This is a genomic window from Flavobacterium sp., from assembly GCF_027484205.1.
Taxonomy (GTDB): Bacteria; Bacteroidota; Bacteroidia; order Flavobacteriales; family Flavobacteriaceae; genus Flavobacterium.
In genome coordinates this window covers 35,466-55,520 of the sequence record NZ_JAIXUB010000009.1, presented here as the reverse complement: position 1 = coordinate 55,520, position 20,055 = coordinate 35,466, and the positions used below count along the sequence as shown (strand labels likewise).

Below are 20,055 nucleotides of genomic sequence, written 5' to 3'. Positions count from 1 at the left end.
CAAATAAAAAAAGAGATTTTAATAATATAAAGTAACTTATTATTCTAATTCTTAATGATTTGTATAGAATTAACGAGAAGTATTTATTTAATATTTTCTAATTTTTTTATAGGTATAAATAAAAATTGTATTTTTGATTAGATTTAAATCATTAATTATGAAAACTTTAAAGTCATTATTACTTTGTCTATCGTTAGTGTTTTTAGCTTCTTGCGATAACGACGATTCAAATTCAGAGAAAGTAAAATTTGCTGTTCCTGTAATAAAATCATTATCAGAAATTAGAAATAGTGTTTCTGTTGTTGCTGCAAAACAAACCAACTCTGATGGTAAAATATACGTGGCTCAAAACTATTTATTTTACATTGCTCAAGAAGAAGGAGTTCATGTTTATAATAATCAAAACCCTGCTTCTCCATCTAATATTGCCTTCATAAATATTGATGGTGTTCATGATATTTCTGTAAAAGGAAATTATTTATTTGCTGACAATTTTGTTGATTTATTAGTTTTTGATATTTCAAATATTAATAATATTACTTTAGTAAAAACAGTTGAAAACTCACTTTATTTCAATCCAATATATCCGTCTGATGCACTTTATTATGATTACACTCAAAATCCTACTGAAGACGAAATAATTACAGGATTTACAATCGAAATGAGAAATGTTCCTGACGAACAATATGCAATTTTATCAAGCGATGCATCATCAGGTTTTGAAAGTAGTCCATTAAGTGGTGCAAATGGAATTGGAGTTGGTGGTTCTTATGCTAAATTTCAAATAAATAACAATGCTCTTTACACTGTCAATACTTATAAATTAAATGTTTTTAATATTACTGATCCTGTAAACGCTTATTTTGACAAGGAAATTTATATGAATGGTTGGTTTGGCGGAGGCGAATTAGAAACCTTATTTATTCAAAAAGAGACTTTGTTTGTAGGTTCTACCACAGGAATGTTTACGGTAAATGCTGAAGATGAGTTTAACCCGTACTTTGTTTCAGGATTTTCACATGCAACAGCTTGTGATCCTGTAGTTGTATTTGGAAATACTGCTTATATTACAGTCCGTGGAGGAACATCTTGCGGTGCAATAGAAGATCAAATTAATGTTATTGATGTTACGGATATTGCTAGTCCTACACTAATTTCTACAACTTTTGTTGGCCAACCTTATGGTTTAGGCATTAAAGATAGTGCTTTATATGTTTGTTGCGGAACTAATGGTTTGAAAGTTTATGATGCTTCAAACAGTTCAAATTTACTTCTTGAAAACACTTATAACGAAAATCTTAAAGATGTTATTCCTCTGGATAGTCATTTGATTGCTGTAGGAACTAACAAAATTATTCAATATAATTATGGTCCAGATTTTACATTGATACCAATAAGTGAAATTACTTTTTAGAACATAAAAAAAACCTCGCAAATGCGAGGTTTTTTTTTATTTAGATATTTATCGTTGTAAATTTTTTGCTTCAATGCTCATTGTTGCATGAGGAACGATTTTTAATCTTTCTTTTCCAATTAGTTTTCCGGTTACTTTACAAACACCATACGTTTTGTTTTCTACACGGAAAAGTGCATTTTTTAGATCACGAATGAATTTTTCTTGACGAATAGCTAATGCCGAATTCGCTTCTTTACTCATGGTTTCACTTCCTTCTTCAAATGCCTTGAACGTTGGCGAAGTATCGTCAGTTCCATTATTTAAATCATTCATGTAAGCACTTTTGATTAATTCTAAATCGGTTTGTGCTTTTTCAATTTTTGCTAGGATAATTTCTTTGAACTCTGCTAAATCAGCGTCCGAGTATCTCATTACTTCTTCTACCATGCTTTATACTATTTTGAAATTAATATTTTTGTTTTTATATCGTCAAATTCAATTTCTATACCATTTTCTATATTATCAGTAAAATTTAATTCTTCTGTTAATGTTTCGTCTTTGATATAATTTTCGTTATTCTTTATTGCTTGTTCAAGCTCACCACTACGTTGAATTTGAACTTTAATTTTATCAGTTACTTCAAAACCAGAATCTTTTCTTATGTTTTGAATTCTGTTTACCAATTCTCTTGCAATTCCTTCTTGCTTCAGTTCTTCAGAAATTGTAATGTCTAAAGCTACTGTAATTCCGTTAGAATTTGCAACCAACCAACCTGGAATATCCTGAGATGTGATTTCTACATCTTGGGATGTTAAAGTTATACTATTTCCTGAAATAACAAGCGATAGTTCACCTTTAGCGTCAATTTCATTAATTTGCTCTTGTGAAAATTTTTGTATCTCACTAGAAATCAATCCCATATCTTTACCAAAACGTGGTCCAAGTGCCTTAAAATTTGGCTTAATTTGCTTCACTAAAACGCCCGATGCATCGTCTAAAAGTTCGATTTCTTTCACGTTCACTTCGGCTTTTATTAGGTCAGAAACTGCCTCGATTTCAGTACGTTGATTTTCATCAAGTATAGGAATCATAACCTTTTGCAACGGTTGACGCACTTTTATCATTTCCTTTTTACGAAGCGATAAAACTAATGACGAAACCGTTTGTGCTTTCATCATTTTACTCTCTAACGATTTATCAACAAAGTTTTCAACCGAAATTGGAAATTTTGCCAAATGTACTGACTCAAATTCCTCTGAATGTGTTGCCTGCGTTAAATCTCTGTAAAGTTTGTCCATAAAAAATGGCGCTATCGGAGCCGAAAGTTTAGCCACATTCAACAAACAAGTATAAAGCGTTTGATAAGCCGCAATTTTATCTGTTCCGTATTCACCTTTCCAGAATCTTCTTCTGCACAAACGAACGTACCAGTTACTCAAATTCTCCTGAACGAAATCAGAAATTGCTCTTGCTGCTTTTGTTGGTTCATAATCAGCATAAGCTTCATCAACGGTTTTTATCAAAGTATGCAATTCAGACAAAATCCAACGATCAATTTCAGGTCTTTCGTTTAAAGGAATTTCAGCTTCTGCATATTTGAAACCATCGATATTGGCATATAAACTAAAGAACGAATACGTATTATATAATGTTCCGAAGAATTTTCTACGCACTTCTGCAACACCTTCAATATCAAATTTCAAGTTATCCCAAGGATTTGCATTTGAAATCATATACCAACGAGTAGCATCTGGTCCATATTCTGCCAAAGTGGTGAACGGATCAACTGCATTTCCTAGACGTTTCGACATTTTTTGCCCGTTTTTATCTAAAACCAAACCATTGGAAACAACATTTTTATAAGCAATTTTATCAAAAACTAACGTTCCGATGGCGTGTAAGGTATAAAACCAACCGCGTGTTTGGTCAACTCCTTCCGCAATAAAATCGGCAGGAAATGCTTTGTTTTCGTCAATTAAATCTTTATTTTCAAATGGATAATGCCACTGCGCATAAGGCATCGCGCCAGAATCAAACCAAACATCAATTAAATCGCTTTCGCGTTTCATTAATTTGCCTGATGGTGAAACCAAAACGATATCATCAACTACATTTTTGTGTAAATCAACCAAATCGTAGTTCTCATCGCTCATATTTCCAACCTCAAAACCTTTGAATGGATTTTCTTTTTGGAAACCAGCTGCGATTGATTTCTCAATTTCAGCATATAATTCTTCAACCGAACCAATTAGTATTTCTTCTGTTCCATCTTCGGTTCTCCAAATTGGCAATGGAATTCCCCAATATCTTGAACGCGACAAATTCCAATCGTTGGCATTTTTCAACCAATTCCCAAAACGACCTTCACCAGTTGCTTTTGGCTTCCAGTTGATGGTTTCGTTCAAATCGAACATTCTATCTTTAATTTCGGTTACTTTGATGAACCAAGAATCTAACGGATAATATAAAATTGGTTTATCCGTTCTCCAACAATGTGGATAACTGTGAACGTATTTCTCGACTTTAAAAGCTTTATTTTCTTCTTTTAATTGAATAGCAATTTCAACATCGGCAGAGCGTTCTGGAGCTTCACCATCATTGTAATATTCATTTTTAACATATTTTCCAGAATAATTTCCTAAACCTTGAATGAATTTACCTTGTAAATCAACCAAAGGAACTGGATTTCCATTTTCATCAAGAACCAACATTGGTGGCACTTCTGGCGTTGCTTCTTTGGCAACTTTAGCATCATCTGCACCAAAAGTTGGAGCCGTGTGTACAATTCCTGTTCCGTCTTCAGTAGTTACGAAATCGCCCGAAATTACTCTAAAAGCATTTTCAGAATTTTGATATGGTAAAGACAATTTCATCAATTGTTCGTAACGAATTCCAACTAAATCAGCTCCTTTACATTCAGCAAGTATTTGATATGGAATATTTTTATCACCTTCTTTAAAATTTTCAAAATCAGATGGTTCATTTGAAGCAAAAAATCCTTTTCCAAATTGTTTTCCAACAAGATTTTTAGCCAAAATTACTTTAACTGGACGATAAGTATATTGATTGAACGTTTCTACTAAAACATATTCAATTCTTGGGCCAACTGTTAAGGCTGTATTGGATGGCAAAGTCCATGGCGTTGTCGTCCAAGCAAGAAAATGAATTTCGTCTAACTCTAATTGTTCAAATTTATAATGTTTTAAATTGTTTGAATTTATATAATTATAAAATTTATTGAATACATTTTCATTTTCAGATTCTAAAACCTTGAATTGGGCAACAACTGTTGTATCTGTAACGTCTCTGTAACTTCCTGGTTGGTTAACTTCATGCGAAGACAAACCTGTTCCAGCTTTGGGCGAATAAGGTTGAATGGTGTAACCTTTGTATAATAAATCTTTATTATAAATTTGTTTCAACAACCACCAAACGGTTTCCATGTATTTGGATTTGTAAGTCACATATGGATCTTCCATATCAACCCAATAACCCATTTTTTCGGTCAAATCATTCCATACGTCGGTATAACGCATAACTGTTCGTTTACAAGCTTCGTTATATTCTTCTACAGAAATGGTTTTTCCGATGTCTTCTTTGGTGATTCCTAATTCTTTTTCTGTTCCAAGTTCAACAGGTAAACCATGTGTATCCCAACCCGCTTTACGTTTTACTTGAAACCCTTTTTGAGTTTTATAACGACAAAAAATATCTTTAATAGCACGAGCCATCACGTGGTGAATTCCAGGTAATCCGTTAGCCGAAGGTGGACCTTCAAAAAACACATATGGAGTTGCTCCTTCACGCGAAGTTACACTTTGTTCAAAAACGTTGTTTTTCTTCCAAAAATCAAGAACTTCTGATGCTACTGTTGGTAAGTCAAGTCCTTTGTATTCAGTAAATTTTGTACTCATTTTGTCGTATTCTTAAATCAGTTTGCGAAAGTAATAAATAGTTGTGAGTTATGAGTTATGAGTTATGAGTTTTTGTGATTGTACAAGAAAGAATGCCTAAATTTGTCTTTTATGCAAAAACTTCCTTCAAAACGTCTAAAGATTTTGGTTTTTTGAATCCGTCGAGGTGAATAGAATAGTAATCTAATAAGATTTTTAGAAGGATTTGACGTTCGATTCCCGCGAAAACTTTTTGGTTGAAGTCAAATTTTAGGTTGATTAGCTTTTTGAACAAAAACGTTTCATGTTCCGATAAACAACTTATTCCTTGAAGCGGCGAAAAAACTCCTTCGGTCATTTCGAAAAAATTCCAATCAATTTCTGAAACATCTGGATAAAATCCTAAAAATTTTGTGATTTCTAAAAGTAAAATTAAATGAAAATTAGAAGTTTCTTCGTGAGTATCAAGCCAAATTAAAGCGGTTTCTAAAAAAGTAAATAAATCTTCGTTTTTTTCTTCTTCTTGAATGCTATGATGTAGCATTTCAGACAAGAAAATCACGATGGTGCTTTTTACAATATCCGTATTTATGGTTTGATAAGCAGTTGCTAATTTTATTTCTTTAAAATGTTCTAAAGTGCCTTTATTTTTGTGATTTGCTTCAATTTCAAGAATTGTTAAAGGTTGAAAGTAAGCAATCTTTTTCCCGAAACCTCGGGATTGATTTTTTCCAGAATAAGCACTTTGAACGAAGTAACTTTTTAATCCGTCGCTTTGTGTAAAACATTTTACAATCAAGCTTTTTTCTTGATGTTTTATAGATGAAATTACTATTGCTTTAGTTTTAATTAGCATAAAAAAGCACTTCGATTACGCTCAGTTTGACAAATATTATTATCTGATAATCATAACTTTTTTAACCGTAGTTTCAATTCCATCCTCGGCAGAAACAAAAATCATATATACTCCTGAAGCAACTTTATATTTACCAAAAGCAGTTCCATCCCATTCAATTGTTCCACCAGAAGAAGTAGTTTCAAAAACTAAATTTCCTTCGATATCAGCAATTTTTACAATAGCTTTATCTGTTAATCCTGCAATTTTTATTGTTCCTGAAAATTCAGGTCGAACAGGATTTGGATACACGTAAACATTACTCAAATCGTCTTGAGGTTTTGTAGAAGTTCCTTTAAATGAAACTAATCCTTTGTCTGTAGCAAAGAAAACTTCACCCGTAACACCATCAATTTCAATATCATTTATATTGTTACTTGGCAATGGAGAGTTGTCTTTTGTAAATTGATAAATAGTTTCTTGACCATTAGGCGAAACTAAATATACGCCTGCATCTGCAAGTGAAACCCATTTTCTATTAGCTCCATCAATGGCAATATCAACAATAAACTGCTGAAAAAATAACTCTTGTGCTAATCCATCTTCTTCAATTATTATATCACGTGTTGTAATTGCATCTTGAGATAAAAATTGGTCGACACTTGAAATAATTCTTAATCCTCTTGCTGTGCCAATCCAAAGTTGATTTCGGTTGTCAATGGCTACACATCTGACATCAATATCGGGAAGATTTCCATTGGTTTCTGTTTCAATGACAATTGATTTATTACCTAAAGTTTCATTAAATGCAATCAAACCATTTCTAATTGATGGAATCCATTTTGTATTGTTTTTATCGATAGCCGTCAAACCATAACTGGCAAAATGTGGCTCAGGAATAACCTCTGAAAAATCATAAGATTGCCAATTCCCATCAGATTTTAAAACTTTTAATCCTTTATTAACCCTTGTGTTTGTCATCCAAAGATTCTTGTTTTTATCAAATGCAACTCCATTAATTCTAACATCTATAAACGCCGTACTTAATGATTCTAATCCGTTTGAACCAGTGTTAGATTGATCAAATAACTGTATTGGTACTCCATCGACTATTTTTAAAACACCTGAAAAAAATGAACTTACATAAAGCTCTTCATCATTATTAGGATGTAATGCAATATTTGACAATGCTTTTGCGCCAAATAATTCGGAATAAGGTATAAAATCCCAACCGTTTTCTGAAGTGAATTTACTGATTGGTTTTTGAGCAGGAGAGGGAAAATAAGGATTATAGGTTCTAGAATATTTTCCATAAAGAGCCCAAAGCGTAGAGGTTGATTTTTTTAGTCTGAAAATATTATTTTCTAATGGTCCATCAGGCATTATAAATTGAAAAGTAGTTGGACTAGAAAGAGAAGTAGATACAACTCCATTTTCATTTGTACCAATATAAACAATATCATTTACGATAGTTGCGCAAGTAAATGTAACTGCAATTTCAGTTATTTGACTGGTTTGAATATCTGCTATTTGAACTAAATCTTGGTTAAAAATATAAACATGGTTTTGTGTAGTGATTATTAAATAGTTTTCATTTTCTCTAAAATCAAGTGATGGTTGGTTCAAATTTAATAATTCAATAAAGTTTGTACCATTGTATTTATAGGCAACAGAATTTATGTTTGATGCAACTAATTGATTATTGATTGTTGCAATTCCATTCCATTGTCCTGAATCAAAAAGTGACCATTGACTAAAGTCAACTAAATTAGGGTTGGTAACAACCGCTTTCCTCATACCATAAATCTCAGTAACGGCATATATTTCATTATTAAAAACTGTAGTTTGATAAACTTTTACAGTTTGTCCTGAATTACCTATGTAATATGTATCTCCAAATTCTAAAGTATTTAAATCAAAGACCGATATTCCATAATCGCATGAAATATATACTTTACTATCATGTTCGTAAAAATTATTGATTTTTTTTATTAAAGGTGAAACAGGAACTTCGTCAATAATTCCTCTTTTTGGTATTACAGTTCCATCAGAGTTTATTATTGATAAAAGTCCATTAGAATTTCCAACTAAAGTTACGTTAAATGCTTCACTTCTGTATATTGAGGTAATTAAATCTGCTTTTAAGCCATCAATTGAATTTATAGTTGAAATGTCATTTGTTGTAGTGTTTTTTGAAAAAATTGCATTTTCAGTAGCAGCAAAAAATGATGATGATGATTGTGTAATATCTTTTATTCCATTGTATGAAAAATAACCATTCCATTGTGAATTACTTTGAGAATAAGTAAAACAATGGAAAAACAAGACTAAAACAAGACTAAGCTTAATTATTTTCATTTGAAACTTTTAATATTTACAAATATAATATAAACGCAAATAATTTCTGTTTAATATGCTCGCAAAAAAAATGCCTTCAAAAAATGAAGGCATTTTAATAATATAATTATAAGTTTTTATACTATTCCTTGAGCTAACATTGCATCTGCAACTTTAACAAAGCCTGCGATATTTGCACCTTTAACATAATCAACATATCCAGTTTCATCTTTTCCATATTGTACACAAGCTGCATGGATATTTGCCATAATTCCTTTAAGCCTTTCATCAACTTCTTCTGAAGTCCAACTTAAACGTAAAGAATTTTGTGACATTTCTAAACCAGAAGTAGCAACTCCACCAGCATTTGATGCTTTTCCTGGAGCGAATAAAATTTTAGCATTTAAGAAAACTGTAACGGCTTCTGGAGTTGAAGGCATATTTGCACCTTCAGCAACACAAATACAACCATTTGCTACTAATGTTTTAGCTTCTTCTTCGTTTAATTCGTTTTGTGTAGCACAAGGCAAAGCCACATCACATTTAACTTCCCATGGACGTTTTCCTTCAACGAATTTTGCATTTGGGTATTTAGTTACATAATCAGAAATTCTTCCGTAGTTTACGTTTTTAATTTCCATCACATAAGCTAATTTTTCTGCATCAATTCCATCAGCATCATAAATATATCCAGATGAATCTGACATTGTTACCACTTTACCTCCTAATTGAGTTGCTTTTTCTGTAGCATATTGAGCTACATTTCCTGAACCTGAAACAACAACTGTTTTTCCTGCAAAACTATCTCCTTTTGTAGCAAGCATGCTTTGAGCAAAATATACATCGCCATAACCTGTAGCTTCTGGACGAATTAATGAACCTCCAAAAGAAATACCTTTACCTGTTAAAACTCCTGTAAATTCATTTCTTAATCTTTTATATTGTCCAAACATGTAACCAACTTCTCTTCCACCAACACCAATATCTCCTGCAGGAACATCAGTATCAGCACCAATATGTTTAGATAATTCTGTCATAAATGCTTGACAAAATTTCATGATTTCAATATCAGATTTCCCTTTTGGGTCAAAATCAGATCCTCCTTTTCCTCCACCCATTGGTAAAGTTGTTAAGCTGTTTTTGAAAGTTTGCTCAAAAGCTAAAAATTTCAAAATACTTAAATTAACAGAAGGATGGAAACGAATTCCTCCTTTGTATGGTCCGATTGCTGAGTTCATTTGAATTCTGTAACCTCTATTTACTTGAGTATTTCCAGCATCGTCAATCCAAGTTACACGGAACATGATTACTCTTTCTGGCTCAACCATTCTTTCCAAAAGCATTTTGCCTTCGTATTTTTTATTTTTTTCAATAAAAGGAATTACTGTTTCAGCTACTTCTTTAACAGCTTGTAAAAATTCAGATTCGTTTGGGTTTTTCTTAGCAACCGCTTCGATAAAGTTGTTAATACTTTGTGACATAATTATAATATTAATGTTTTAAGAAAACGTTTTCGTAAATAATCCGACAAATATACATTTTATAAAAATATTGACGTAATTTTTTTGAAATTCTCATCATTTTTATGCTTTTGTTAAGAAATTTTAAATAAACATGAAATAACATTCGCTTTTTAAACTATTTGATGATTTTTTTCGTTAATATAAGTGTATTTTTTTTAATTTATTTTATAAGTGATTGATGTTTTTATATATTTGTCAAGAATTGAATTAATATTTACCCGATATGTCTAAACACCTAAAAATATTTACTTTGTTTTTTCTTGGTTTCATAAATCAAGCAAATGCACAGTTTGGATTTTCCCATGAAATTGGAGCTATTGCAGGTCCAGTTGCCTTTCAATCAGATTATGGTGAAAGATATGATTTTTCTACAAATGCAGGAAACACAGGATACGGAATCGGTTTAATTCATTATTTGAATTTTTCTTATAAAGCGGAATGTAACTGTTATACTCCAGAAACTTATTTTAATGATCACTTTAAATTAAGAAGCGAATTATCTTACAATAAAACGGCTTTGCAACATTTTGGAAAATGGGTTGAAGGAGACAGAACATCTCTAACTGCTGACCAATTAAGAGCAATGAGAGGAGAAACTTCGGTTACAAACATTGGAATGCAATTAGAATTCTTCCCATATAGTATTAGAGATTTTACTGCAACAATTGGAAGTTGGGCACCTTTTATAAGTCTTGGCGGTCAATTTAGTTATTATAATCCTTCGTCCTATTCAAAAATGGGTCCAGGTTTAGGAGAATTAACAACTGTAACACCAATAAAATATCTTAATGCTTTTGATCAAAAAGGTGGTTCAACTTGGTCAGTTGTTTCAAGTGTTGGTACTCGATATAAACTAACACCTTTATCTGATTTAATGGTTGATTTGAGATGGCAATATTATTTTTCAAACTGGGTTGATGGTTTAAATCCAAATCCAGATATTTATAAAGAGAATAAAGCTAATGATTGGAACATTTGGTTAAACTTTGGTTACATTTATTATTTACAATAATAGTTAACAAAAAACATAAAAAAATCCCGATTCATTAATTCTGAATCGGGATTTTATTTTTTATCTAAATGCTTGTTCTAAATCGGCAAGTAAATCATCAATATCTTCAACGCCAGTGCTCAATCTGACTAAATCGTCTGTAATACCAACTTCAAGTCTTTTTTCTTCAGGAATTGAAGCATGTGTCATTAATGCAGGATGATTGGCTAAACTTTCAACTCCGCCAAGAGATTCTGCTAAAGTGAATACTTTTAGTTTTTCTAAAAACGAAATAGCATCTTCTTTTTTTCCTGATGTGAAGGTAAATGAAACCATTCCACCAAAACCACTCATTTGTTTTTTTGCAATATCATGGAATGGATGATCTTGTAAACCTGGATAATAAACTTTTGCGACTTCTGGATGATTGCTTAAAAATTCTGCCACTTTCATTCCGTTTTCACAATGTCTTTGAACTCTTAAATGTAATGTTTTAATTCCTCTTAAAACCAAATAACTGTCCATTGGCCCAAGTGTTCCGCCTGTTGCAAATTGTTTAAAGTGCAATTCATCACCTAATGCTTTATCCTTAATAATCAAAGCTCCAGCAATGACATCAGAATGTCCACCGAGGTATTTTGTAGCTGAATGCATTACAATATCAGCACCTAAATCTAATGGTTTTTGTAAATAAGGTGTTGCAAAAGTATTATCAACTGCAAACAGAATGTTGTGCTTTTTAGTAATTTTCGCAATTTCTGCAATATCAGCTAATTTCATTAATGGATTGGTAGGCGTTTCAACCCAAACCAACTTTGTATTTTCATTAATCAAGGATTGAAACTTATCAAAATCATTCATATCAACGAAGTGAAATTTGATACCACTATCTTTATATAAACGTGTGAATAATCTATATGTCCCACCATATAAATCGTCCATTGCAATAATTTCGTCTCCTGCTTTGAACATTCTTAACAAACAATCTGTTGCTGCTAAACCTGATGCAAATGCTAAACCTCTTGCGCCATTTTCTATAGAAGCCAAAGCATCTTCCAAAGCTTGACGCGTTGGGTTTGCAGCACGACTGTATTCATAATCACCTACAGGTTTTCCTGGACTAGTTTGAACATAAGTTGAAGTTTGAAAAACTGGAGTCATCACTGCTCCGGTTACTTTTTCGTGGTGTTGACCACCGTGTATTACTTTAGTATTAAATTTCATTGTAATTAAATTTTATCAAAGGTAAATAAGATTATATAAACTTTCTAATATTCATCATAAAACCCAAATGAATTCCTTCATGATAATTATTAAATTCCATGGCATCTTTTATATTTGCTAAATGGAATCCTGTTCCTGTTGTATATTCATCATAGGAAATGAATTTGCCACTAGCATAATCTTCTTTAGTTTTTTCTAGCAATGAAAATAATAACACTTTCAATTCCTCAATTTCTTCTTGAGTTGTAGCAGTTGGTTTTGAACCATTTTTATATTTTTCCATCATTTCGGGTGAAATATTCATTGGTAAACCCGAAAGTCGATATACCAAACCTTGCTGCGACACAATAATATGACCTAAATTCCAAGCCAAATTATTACTAAAACCTTCTGGGATTTTATTCAGTTGTTCTAACGAATAATTCTCAATGATTTTCAAATAAATGTTTCTGCTGGTTTCCCAAATTTTAAAAGTTGCTTCCATTGTATGATTTTATAATTGTGTGAAATTATCTGATTTTGGCATTAAATTCATGACATCAATTGCAATTTGTGGCGTTGGATTTGCAATTTTTCTAAGTTTTGTATCCATCCAAGCACCATCAACCGTAATTGTTGCTAGAATTTCGTCTTTGTCGTTTTTAAATTCGTGAATCAGTGTCCAACGAGAAGCGTCTTCTTTTACTTTACCTACTTTTGTGCTGATAAAAACCTTTTGATTCATTCGCATTTCTTTTCTAAAAACACATTCTTCACGAAACAATATTGGTCCAAAATGTTGTTCTTGCATGATACGCATTGACATTCCTAATTGTTCTAGAATTTCTACACGATGTTGCGCGCCAAAGTCGTAATAAGCTGAATGTCTAACATGAAAATTTGGGTCTAAATCTGACCAACGAATCGATAATTCTTTAGTAAAAGTGCTCATTAAATAGAAATTTTTGACAAAAATACAGATTATAAGTTTCAAATGATTTTTCTTTGCAAAAAGAAAAAATTATGACTGATACCATATACTATTTAGCGAGTTGCGACACGTGTAGAAAAATCATAAAATCGTTGCCAAAAAACGCCAATTTGAAGTACCACGATATAAAACAAGATCCAATTACAATAGAAGAATTAGAATATATGCATTCACTTTCTGGAAGTTACGAAGCCTTGTTTAGCAAAAAAGCGCAGTTGTATAAATCGATGGATTTAAAAAACAAAGCATTGACTGAAGAAGATTTTAAAAAATATATTTTAGAACATTATACCTTTTTAAGTCGTCCTGTTTTTATAATTCAAGACAAAATTTACATTGGAAACACACAACAAAATATGTTGCAAGTAATGAAAGCATTAGAAAATGTCTAAAAGAACTTGGGCGTTATTTGCCGCAACATTAGTTTCCATAATTTATGGTGTAACCTTTACTATTGCTAAAGATGTAATGCCAAAATATGTCGAACCGTTCGGATTTATAACCATGCGTGTTGGCGGATCGGTTTTGTTGTTTTGGTTGATTTCCTTTTTTGGACCAAAAGAAAAAATTGCTAGAGAAGATTTTCCTCGAATTGTAGCCGCTGCTCTATTTGGCGTAGCTTTAAACATGCTTACTTTTTTTAAAGGTTTGAGTTATACTTCGCCAATTATGGGTGCGGTTTTAATGGTCACAACGCCAATGATTGTATTAATTCTTTCAGCGATTATTATGAAGGAACAAATGCAAAAACGCAAAATAATCGGAATAATTTTAGGATTAGCAGGAACAATAACGTTGATTCTTTATGGAAAATCAATGGTCAATGCGCCTAACGCTACTTTAGGAAATTTACTCGTTTTTATCAATGCAATTTCCTATGGTTTTTATCTGATTTTGGTAAAAAAACTAATGGATAAATACAATGCGTTCACTTTTGTAAAATGGATTTACACCTTTGGATTTATAATGGTTTTACCGTTTGGCTGGAGCGAATTTGATGCTGTAAATTGGACAACAATTCCAGCAGATATTTTCTGGAAAATAGGATTTGTAGTCGTTTTTTCAACCTTCTTAACTTATTTATTAAATTTGGTTTCGATGCGTGAGTTAAAACCAACAACCGTTGCAGTATTCATTTATTTACAACCTCTTTTTGCAACAATATTCGCTGTTGGTTTAGGAAAAGACGAGTTGAGTTTGGTAAAATTACTTTCAGCAGTTTTAATTTTCGCTGGAGTTTATTTGGTAACACAAAAACGAGTAAAAAGTGAATAGTAATTAGTAAATAGCTTTGAAATCGATAAATTACTAATCACTTTTCACTAATCACTAATCACTATTTCATATATTTGAAGTCTATAAAACATTAGAATGATACAATCAATGACTGGTTTTGGAAAAGCATCTTTGCAATTACCAACCAAAAAAATTACAGTAGAATTAAAATCACTAAACAGTAAAGGTTTAGATTTGAATACAAGAATGCCATCGGTTTACCGCGAAATGGAATTGGGCTTACGCAATCAAATTTCTCAACGATTAGAACGCGGAAAAATTGATTTTTCTTTATACATCGAAGTTACTGGCGAAGAAACATCTTCTAAAATTAATGTGCCAATTGTTAAAGGTTACATCAATCAAATGAAAGCAGTTATTCCAAATGCTGATGAAACTGAATTGATGAAAATGGCTGTAAGAATGCCCGATGCATTAAAAACAGAACGTGACGAAATTGACGAAAACGAATGGAAGGAAATTCAAAAAGTCATTGATGAAGCACTTGAAAACATTGCTAATTTCAGAAAAGATGAAGGTGCTTCTTTAGAAAAAGAATTTCAATCTCGAATCGGAAATATTTTATCATTGATGAATCAAGCGGTTTCTTTTGATAAAGAACGTATTGAAACTGTAAAAACAAGATTGAGAACCGCTTTAGATGAACTTCAAGTGAATGTTGATGAAAATCGTTTCGAGCAAGAACTAATTTTTTATTTAGAAAAATACGATATTACAGAAGAAAAAGTTCGTTTAGAAAATCACCTAAATTATTTTATAGAAACTCTTTCAGGAACAGAAGCTAACGGAAGAAAACTAGGTTTCATTACGCAAGAAATGGGAAGAGAAATCAATACTATGGGTTCAAAATCAAACCATTCTGAAATGCAGAAATTGGTGGTGATGATGAAGGATGAATTGGAAAAGATTAAGGAACAAGTTTTAAATGTTCTTTAATTTAGTAATTAGTGAAAAGTGGTTAGTAAATAGTAATTAAAAACTGATGATTTATGGCAAACATAAGTAATTATAAAGATTTATTAATTTGGCAAAAGGGAATTATTTTGGTAGTTAGAGTTTATCAATTAGTAAAATCATTTCCTCAAGAAGAATTATACGCATTAACTTCTCAAATTAAAAGAGCTGCAGTATCAATTCCGTCAAATATAAGCGAAGGTTATGGAAGAAATACAGATAAATCTTTTAGTCATTTTCTTGATATTTCGAGAGGTTCTTTATACGAATTAGAAACACAGCTAATAATTGCAAAAGAATTGGAGTTTGTTTTGAATGTTAAATTATATAACGAAATAGTTAGTTTGATAGAAGAGAAAAGTAAAATGATAAACGCCTTTTCAAGAACTTTAAAAAACTAATCACTATTTACTAATCACTATTTACTAAAATGAAAGGAAAATTACTAGTATTCTCAGCGCCTTCAGGTTCTGGAAAAACCACTATAGTGAGGCATTTATTAGCTCAGGAAGATTTGAATTTAGAATTTTCAATATCATGTGCAACACGTGAGCCAAGAGGTCAAGAAGTAGATGGAAAAGATTATTATTTCATCAGTTGGGAAGAATTTAAAAAACACATCAAAGCCGAAGAGTTTGTTGAATGGGAAGAAGTTTATACCAATAATTATTACGGAACCTTGAAAAGCGAAGTCGAACGCATTTGGGCTAAAGGCAAAAATGTAATTTTCGACATTGATGTTTCTGGTGGATTGCGAATTAAATCAAAATTCCCTCAAGAAACACTAGCTGTTTTTGTAAAACCACCTAGCGTTGACGAATTGAAACGAAGATTAAAACAACGCTCTACAGAAAGCGATGAAAAAATCAATATGCGCATCGCAAAAGCACACGTTGAATTAGCAACAGCGCCACAATTTGATACGATTATTAAAAATTATGATTTGGATGTGGCGAAGCAAGAAGCCTATCTGTTGGTAAAGGATTTTATTCACGCGAAATAGCACCAATTCGTGAAATAAATTAACCTCAATAAATTCGTGTTAATTCGTGGAATTCGTGTAAAAAATTTAATTGAGAATCAATAAAATGAAAATAGGATTATATTTCGGAACCTTCAACCCAATTCACGTTGGACACATGATTATTGCCAATCATATGGCAGAACATTCCGATTTAAATCAAATTTGGATGGTTGTTACGCCACATAATCCACACAAGCAGAAAAACACTTTGTTGGATGATTACCAGCGTTTGCATTTAGTGAATTTAGCAACCGACGATTATCCTAAAATCAAACCTTCAGATATCGAATTCAAATTACCACAACCCAATTATACTGTAAATACCTTAGCGCATTTAAAAGATAAATTTCCGCAACACGAGTTTTGCTTGATTATGGGTGAAGATAATTTGAATTCGCTTCACAAATGGAAAAACTACGAATACATTTTAGAAAATCATGATATTTACGTTTATCCAAGATTAAATTCAGGTGAAATTGATGAACAATTTGTAAATCTCCCGAAATTTCGGGATAAAATTCATCGAGTTGGCGCACCTGTAATAGAACTTTCCTCAACTTTCATTCGCGAAAGCATCAAAAACAAAAAAAATATTCGTCCGTTATTGCCCGAAAAAGTTTGGGAATATGTAGATCATAATAATTTTTATAGGAAATAAATGAGCGAAATTCTCCGACATCAAATAGAAGAAATAACATCCTTAACCGATGAAGAATTTGAGTATGTCTTATCTCATTTTGAAACCAGAAAACTCAAGAAACACCAATTTCTTGTTCAGGAAAATGATATTGTAAAAAATGATTATTTTGTACTGAATGGATGTTTAAAATCCTATCATGTTGATTCAAATGGTAAAGAACATATTGTTCAATTTGCTACTCAAAATTGGTGGATTACTGATTTTCAAGCCTACTTTAATAAAACCAATGCAACACTTTTTATAGATTGTATAGAAGATTGCGAATTGCTATCATTATCTATAGAAAATCGTGAAAAGCTATGTTCAGAAATGCATAAAATTGAACATTTTTTTAGAAAAAAATCCAATTCTGGTTATATAGCTTTACAACAACGTATTTTATCAATGCTTAACAATAATCCACAAGAACGTTACGATAAATTATTAATTCAAAATCCTTTACTTTTTCAAAAAGTCCCAAAAAAATATATCGCTTCATATCTTGGTGTGTCGCGTGAAACCTTGAGTAGATTTAATTCAAATTCAAAAAAGTGATTTTCATCACATCAAATTTGTGATTTTCATCATTTCTCAAAACTACAAAACAAAGTAATTTTGTAACAAATAATTGAAAATATGAAATATATAAAACTCTTGGTATTACTACCTTTGTTATTCTTTAGTTGCAAAAATCAATCGGAAGAAAACAACACATCACAAATTAAAAATCAAAAAGAAAAAGTTATGAAAAAAGTATTATTCGTTGTTACAAGTCACGATCAACTAGGAAACACAGGCGAAAAAACAGGTTTTTGGACAGAGGAATTAGCCGCACCATATTACGAATTATTAGATCAAGGAATTGAAATTACAATTGCAACTCCAAAAGGTGGCCAACCTCCAATTGATCCAAAAAGTGAGGATCCATCTGCTGCGACAGAAGATACAAAACGTTTTGATAAAGATACTGAATTACAAGCAAAATTAAAAAACACCTTAAAATTAGCTGATGTAAATCAAGCCGATTATGATGCAGTTTTTTATCCAGGTGGACACGGACCATTATGGGATTTAGCTACAGACAAAAACTCTATAGCTTTAATCGAATCATTTTATACCAATAATAAACCTGTTGGATTTGTTTGTCATGCACCAGCAGTTTTAAAAGATGTAAAAATAAACGGTGAATTTCTTGTAAAAGGGAAAAAAGTAACAGGATTTTCGAATGATGAAGAAGAAGCTGTTGGGTTGACGAAAGTAGTTCCTTTTTTACTTGAAGATGCATTAAAACAAAACGGCGCAAGTTATTCTAAAGCAGAAAATTGGCAACCATATGCTGTTGAAGATGGTTTATTAATTACAGGGCAAAATCCTGCATCTTCAAAACTTGTTGCTCAAAAAATATTGAATCAATTAAAAAAATAAAATATGTTAAATTTCGAATTATACAATCCTGTCAATTATGTTTTTGGCAAAGGACAAACAGAAAAATTAGCTACATTAGTTCCAAAACATGCTAAAGTATTATTAGCTTATGGTGGTGGAAGTATCTTTAAAAATGGCGTTCACGAAGCCGTAACCTCAGCTTTAAAAGGCTATGAGATTACAGAATTTGGCGGCATCGAACCCAATCCACGATTTGAAACCTTGATGAAAGCAGTTCAAACTATTCGCGAGCAAAAAATCGATTTTATCTTAGCTGTTGGTGGCGGAAGCGTTATTGATGGAGTGAAATTCATTTCGGCAGCTTCGAAATTTGAAGGCGATGAAACAGATATTTTAAGAAAACGAATTTTATTTACCGATTTATCTAAAGTAATTCCATTTGGAACCGTTTTAACATTACCTGCAACAGGTTCAGAAATGAATTCTGGTGCTGTAGTAACTATTGAAGCAACTCATGAAAAACTGACTTTGGGCGGAAGTGCTTTGTTTCCAAAATTCTCAATTGTTGATCCAACAGTAATTACTTCGTTACCAAAAAGACAATTGCAAAATGGCGTTGTTGATGCATTCACACACGTCATGGAACAATATTTAACATTTCCTCACGACGCACTTTTACAAGATAGATTTTCAGAAAGCATTTTAAAAACTTTAATCGAAGTTGGTCCAAGTGTTGTTGAAAATCCTAGTGATTACAAACTAGCTTCAAATTTCGTTTGGAGCGCAACGATGGCGTTAAACGGATTGATTCAAAAAGGTGTTCCAAGCGATTGGGCAACCCACATGATTGGTCACGAATTAACCGCTTTATATGAAATAGATCACGCAAGAACTTTAGCGATTATTGGTCCAAATTTATACAAAGTAATGTTTGAAACTAAAAAAGACAAACTAGCACAATATGGCGAAAGAGTTTGGGACATCACTGGAAATTCTGTAGAAGAAAAAGCCGAAAAAGCTATCGAAAAAACCATTGAATTTTTCCATACCATGGGAATGAAAATTAAAATCTCTGAAAACGCAGAAAACATTGAAAAAACAGCCGATTTTATCGTAAATCGTTTCGAAGAAAGAGGTTGGAAAGCGATGGGTGAAAAGCAAAACATCACTTTAGAAAAAGTTAGAGAAATCGTAGAAATGAGTTACTGATTTTAAAAAATCAAAACACAAATTCCAAATTCCAAAATTCAAAAGGCGTTCAAGATATTATTCCTGAACGCCTTTCTCAAACCCCAAAACAAAATTTTTAACTAACTAAACAGATGAAATCACCTAACAGAAATCATATACTTTAATAACGACTATTATTTCTTGATATTATATTGAATATCATAATTTTAAGTTAAATTTACTAAAAGCTTTTCCTGCCTTCCATTACAAGATTGCTAGTAACTACCATTTTTCTATATCTCGAAAAGAGCTTCTGTTAGTCGCTTTTTCAAGCTAAGAAAAAATAGCTATTTACTTCACAATGCTTTTCATTGCAG

At 31.8% G+C, this 20,055-nt stretch carries 19 protein-coding genes; 11 read left to right on the top strand and 8 right to left on the bottom strand.

The features are described 5' to 3' along the window. The first annotated feature begins 157 nt into the window (after nucleotides 1–157). Complete coding sequence (locus Q0049_RS02895) at nucleotides 158–1,414, top strand: hypothetical protein (RefSeq protein WP_298116380.1); 1,257 nt, start codon at nucleotides 158–160, stop codon at nucleotides 1,412–1,414. 48 nt (nucleotides 1,415–1,462) lie between these two features. Here the strand turns inward: Q0049_RS02895 and Q0049_RS02890 are convergent, their stop codons facing one another. The 5 genes from Q0049_RS02890 to gdhA form a co-directional block, all read right to left on the bottom strand. Beyond that, nucleotides 1,463–1,843 (bottom strand): TraR/DksA C4-type zinc finger protein, encoded by a 381-nt coding sequence (locus Q0049_RS02890; RefSeq protein ID WP_298116378.1) that lies wholly within the window; start codon nucleotides 1,841–1,843, stop codon nucleotides 1,463–1,465. Between the two features lie 8 nt (nucleotides 1,844–1,851). Continuing rightward, nucleotides 1,852–5,310, bottom strand: coding sequence for an isoleucine--tRNA ligase (ileS, locus tag Q0049_RS02885; protein ID WP_298116376.1), 3,459 nt, complete (start codon nucleotides 5,308–5,310; stop codon nucleotides 1,852–1,854). A 109-nt stretch (nucleotides 5,311–5,419) separates the two neighbouring features. After that, the gene (gene recO, locus Q0049_RS02880) at nucleotides 5,420–6,145 is read right to left on the bottom strand and encodes a DNA repair protein RecO (protein ID WP_298116374.1); all 726 of its coding nucleotides are present in this window, start codon (nucleotides 6,143–6,145) and stop codon (nucleotides 5,420–5,422) included. A gap of 39 nt (nucleotides 6,146–6,184) precedes the next feature. After that, on the bottom strand, nucleotides 6,185–8,482 hold the full coding sequence (locus Q0049_RS02875) for a two-component regulator propeller domain-containing protein (protein ID WP_298116372.1): 2,298 nt from the start codon (nucleotides 8,480–8,482) through the stop codon (nucleotides 6,185–6,187). Between the two features lie 116 nt (nucleotides 8,483–8,598). Beyond that, nucleotides 8,599–9,942, bottom strand: coding sequence for an NADP-specific glutamate dehydrogenase (gene gdhA, locus Q0049_RS02870; RefSeq protein ID WP_298116371.1), 1,344 nt, complete (start codon nucleotides 9,940–9,942; stop codon nucleotides 8,599–8,601). Nucleotides 9,943–10,207: 265 nt separating this feature from the next. Here gdhA and Q0049_RS02865 point away from each other — a divergent pair, with 265 nt between their 5' ends. After that, nucleotides 10,208–10,996 carry a glutamate dehydrogenase gene (locus Q0049_RS02865; RefSeq protein WP_298116369.1) on the top strand — a complete coding sequence of 263 codons (789 nt, stop codon included), beginning with the start codon at nucleotides 10,208–10,210 and terminating at the stop codon, nucleotides 10,994–10,996. Between the two features lie 60 nt (nucleotides 10,997–11,056). Here the strand turns inward: Q0049_RS02865 and Q0049_RS02860 are convergent, their stop codons facing one another. Genes Q0049_RS02860 through Q0049_RS02850 form a run of 3 tightly spaced genes read right to left on the bottom strand, consistent with a single transcriptional unit; the run spans nucleotide 11,057 to nucleotide 13,130 of the window. Then, nucleotides 11,057–12,199: a cystathionine gamma-synthase gene (locus tag Q0049_RS02860; protein ID WP_298116366.1), complete on the bottom strand. Its 1,143-nt coding sequence runs from the start codon at nucleotides 12,197–12,199 to the stop codon at nucleotides 11,057–11,059. Between the two features lie 31 nt (nucleotides 12,200–12,230). Further along, nucleotides 12,231–12,683, bottom strand: coding sequence for a DinB family protein (locus Q0049_RS02855; RefSeq protein WP_298116364.1), 453 nt, complete (start codon nucleotides 12,681–12,683; stop codon nucleotides 12,231–12,233). Between the two features lie 9 nt (nucleotides 12,684–12,692). Next, on the bottom strand, nucleotides 12,693–13,130 hold the full coding sequence (locus Q0049_RS02850) for a thioesterase family protein (protein WP_298116363.1): 438 nt from the start codon (nucleotides 13,128–13,130) through the stop codon (nucleotides 12,693–12,695). Nucleotides 13,131–13,201: 71 nt separating this feature from the next. Between Q0049_RS02850 and Q0049_RS02845 the strand changes: the two genes are divergently transcribed. The 9 genes from Q0049_RS02845 (at nucleotide 13,202) to Q0049_RS02805 (ending at nucleotide 19,717) form a co-directional block, all read left to right on the top strand. After that, nucleotides 13,202–13,561 (top strand): arsenate reductase family protein, encoded by a 360-nt coding sequence (locus Q0049_RS02845; RefSeq protein ID WP_298116361.1) that lies wholly within the window; start codon nucleotides 13,202–13,204, stop codon nucleotides 13,559–13,561. Next, a complete protein-coding gene (locus Q0049_RS02840; protein ID WP_298116360.1) occupies nucleotides 13,554–14,444 on the top strand; it encodes a DMT family transporter in 891 nt (296 codons plus the stop codon). Before Q0049_RS02845 ends, Q0049_RS02840 begins: the two co-directional genes overlap by 8 nt. 96 nt (nucleotides 14,445–14,540) lie before the next feature. After that, nucleotides 14,541–15,401 carry a YicC/YloC family endoribonuclease gene (locus Q0049_RS02835; RefSeq protein WP_298116358.1) on the top strand — a complete coding sequence of 287 codons (861 nt, stop codon included), beginning with the start codon at nucleotides 14,541–14,543 and terminating at the stop codon, nucleotides 15,399–15,401. 53 nt (nucleotides 15,402–15,454) lie between these two features. Next, nucleotides 15,455–15,820: a four helix bundle protein gene (locus Q0049_RS02830; RefSeq protein ID WP_298116356.1), complete on the top strand. Its 366-nt coding sequence runs from the start codon at nucleotides 15,455–15,457 to the stop codon at nucleotides 15,818–15,820. A 29-nt stretch (nucleotides 15,821–15,849) separates the two neighbouring features. Next, nucleotides 15,850–16,422 carry a guanylate kinase gene (gene gmk / locus Q0049_RS02825; protein ID WP_298116354.1) on the top strand — a complete coding sequence of 191 codons (573 nt, stop codon included), beginning with the start codon at nucleotides 15,850–15,852 and terminating at the stop codon, nucleotides 16,420–16,422. A gap of 85 nt (nucleotides 16,423–16,507) precedes the next feature. Beyond that, nucleotides 16,508–17,101, top strand: a complete 594-nt coding sequence (gene nadD, locus Q0049_RS02820; protein WP_298116352.1) for a nicotinate (nicotinamide) nucleotide adenylyltransferase — start codon at nucleotides 16,508–16,510, stop codon at nucleotides 17,099–17,101. After that, complete coding sequence (locus Q0049_RS02815; RefSeq protein WP_298116350.1) at nucleotides 17,102–17,677, top strand: Crp/Fnr family transcriptional regulator; 576 nt, start codon at nucleotides 17,102–17,104, stop codon at nucleotides 17,675–17,677. Nucleotides 17,678–17,758: 81 nt separating this feature from the next. Continuing rightward, nucleotides 17,759–18,547 carry a type 1 glutamine amidotransferase domain-containing protein gene (locus tag Q0049_RS02810; protein ID WP_298116348.1) on the top strand — a complete coding sequence of 263 codons (789 nt, stop codon included), beginning with the start codon at nucleotides 17,759–17,761 and terminating at the stop codon, nucleotides 18,545–18,547. Between the two features lie 3 nt (nucleotides 18,548–18,550). After that, nucleotides 18,551–19,717: an iron-containing alcohol dehydrogenase gene (locus Q0049_RS02805; protein WP_298116346.1), complete on the top strand. Its 1,167-nt coding sequence runs from the start codon at nucleotides 18,551–18,553 to the stop codon at nucleotides 19,715–19,717. Nucleotides 19,718–20,055: the final 338 nt, after the last annotated feature.

Bases quoted from the DNA above. Each gene is read 5' to 3' on its own strand.
- Q0049_RS02895 (WP_298116380.1), top strand. From the start codon at position 158: ATGAAAACTTTAAAGTCATTATTACTTTGTCTATCGTTAGTGTTTTTA.
- Q0049_RS02890 (WP_298116378.1), bottom strand. From the start codon at position 1,843: ATGGTAGAAGAAGTAATGAGATACTCGGACGCTGATTTAGCAGAGTTC.
- ileS (WP_298116376.1), bottom strand. From the start codon at position 5,310: ATGAGTACAAAATTTACTGAATACAAAGGACTTGACTTACCAACAGTA.
- recO (WP_298116374.1), bottom strand. From the start codon at position 6,145: ATGCTAATTAAAACTAAAGCAATAGTAATTTCATCTATAAAACATCAA.
- Q0049_RS02875 (WP_298116372.1), bottom strand. From the start codon at position 8,482: ATGAAAATAATTAAGCTTAGTCTTGTTTTAGTCTTGTTTTTCCATTGT.
- gdhA (WP_298116371.1), bottom strand. From the start codon at position 9,942: ATGTCACAAAGTATTAACAACTTTATCGAAGCGGTTGCTAAGAAAAAC.
- Q0049_RS02865 (WP_298116369.1), top strand. From the start codon at position 10,208: ATGTCTAAACACCTAAAAATATTTACTTTGTTTTTTCTTGGTTTCATA.
- Q0049_RS02860 (WP_298116366.1), bottom strand. From the start codon at position 12,199: ATGAAATTTAATACTAAAGTAATACACGGTGGTCAACACCACGAAAAA.
- Q0049_RS02855 (WP_298116364.1), bottom strand. From the start codon at position 12,683: ATGGAAGCAACTTTTAAAATTTGGGAAACCAGCAGAAACATTTATTTG.
- Q0049_RS02850 (WP_298116363.1), bottom strand. From the start codon at position 13,130: ATGAGCACTTTTACTAAAGAATTATCGATTCGTTGGTCAGATTTAGAC.
- Q0049_RS02845 (WP_298116361.1), top strand. From the start codon at position 13,202: ATGACTGATACCATATACTATTTAGCGAGTTGCGACACGTGTAGAAAA.
- Q0049_RS02840 (WP_298116360.1), top strand. From the start codon at position 13,554: ATGTCTAAAAGAACTTGGGCGTTATTTGCCGCAACATTAGTTTCCATA.
- Q0049_RS02835 (WP_298116358.1), top strand. From the start codon at position 14,541: ATGATACAATCAATGACTGGTTTTGGAAAAGCATCTTTGCAATTACCA.
- Q0049_RS02830 (WP_298116356.1), top strand. From the start codon at position 15,455: ATGGCAAACATAAGTAATTATAAAGATTTATTAATTTGGCAAAAGGGA.
- gmk (WP_298116354.1), top strand. From the start codon at position 15,850: ATGAAAGGAAAATTACTAGTATTCTCAGCGCCTTCAGGTTCTGGAAAA.
- nadD (WP_298116352.1), top strand. From the start codon at position 16,508: ATGAAAATAGGATTATATTTCGGAACCTTCAACCCAATTCACGTTGGA.
- Q0049_RS02815 (WP_298116350.1), top strand. From the start codon at position 17,102: ATGAGCGAAATTCTCCGACATCAAATAGAAGAAATAACATCCTTAACC.
- Q0049_RS02810 (WP_298116348.1), top strand. From the start codon at position 17,759: ATGAAATATATAAAACTCTTGGTATTACTACCTTTGTTATTCTTTAGT.
- Q0049_RS02805 (WP_298116346.1), top strand. From the start codon at position 18,551: ATGTTAAATTTCGAATTATACAATCCTGTCAATTATGTTTTTGGCAAA.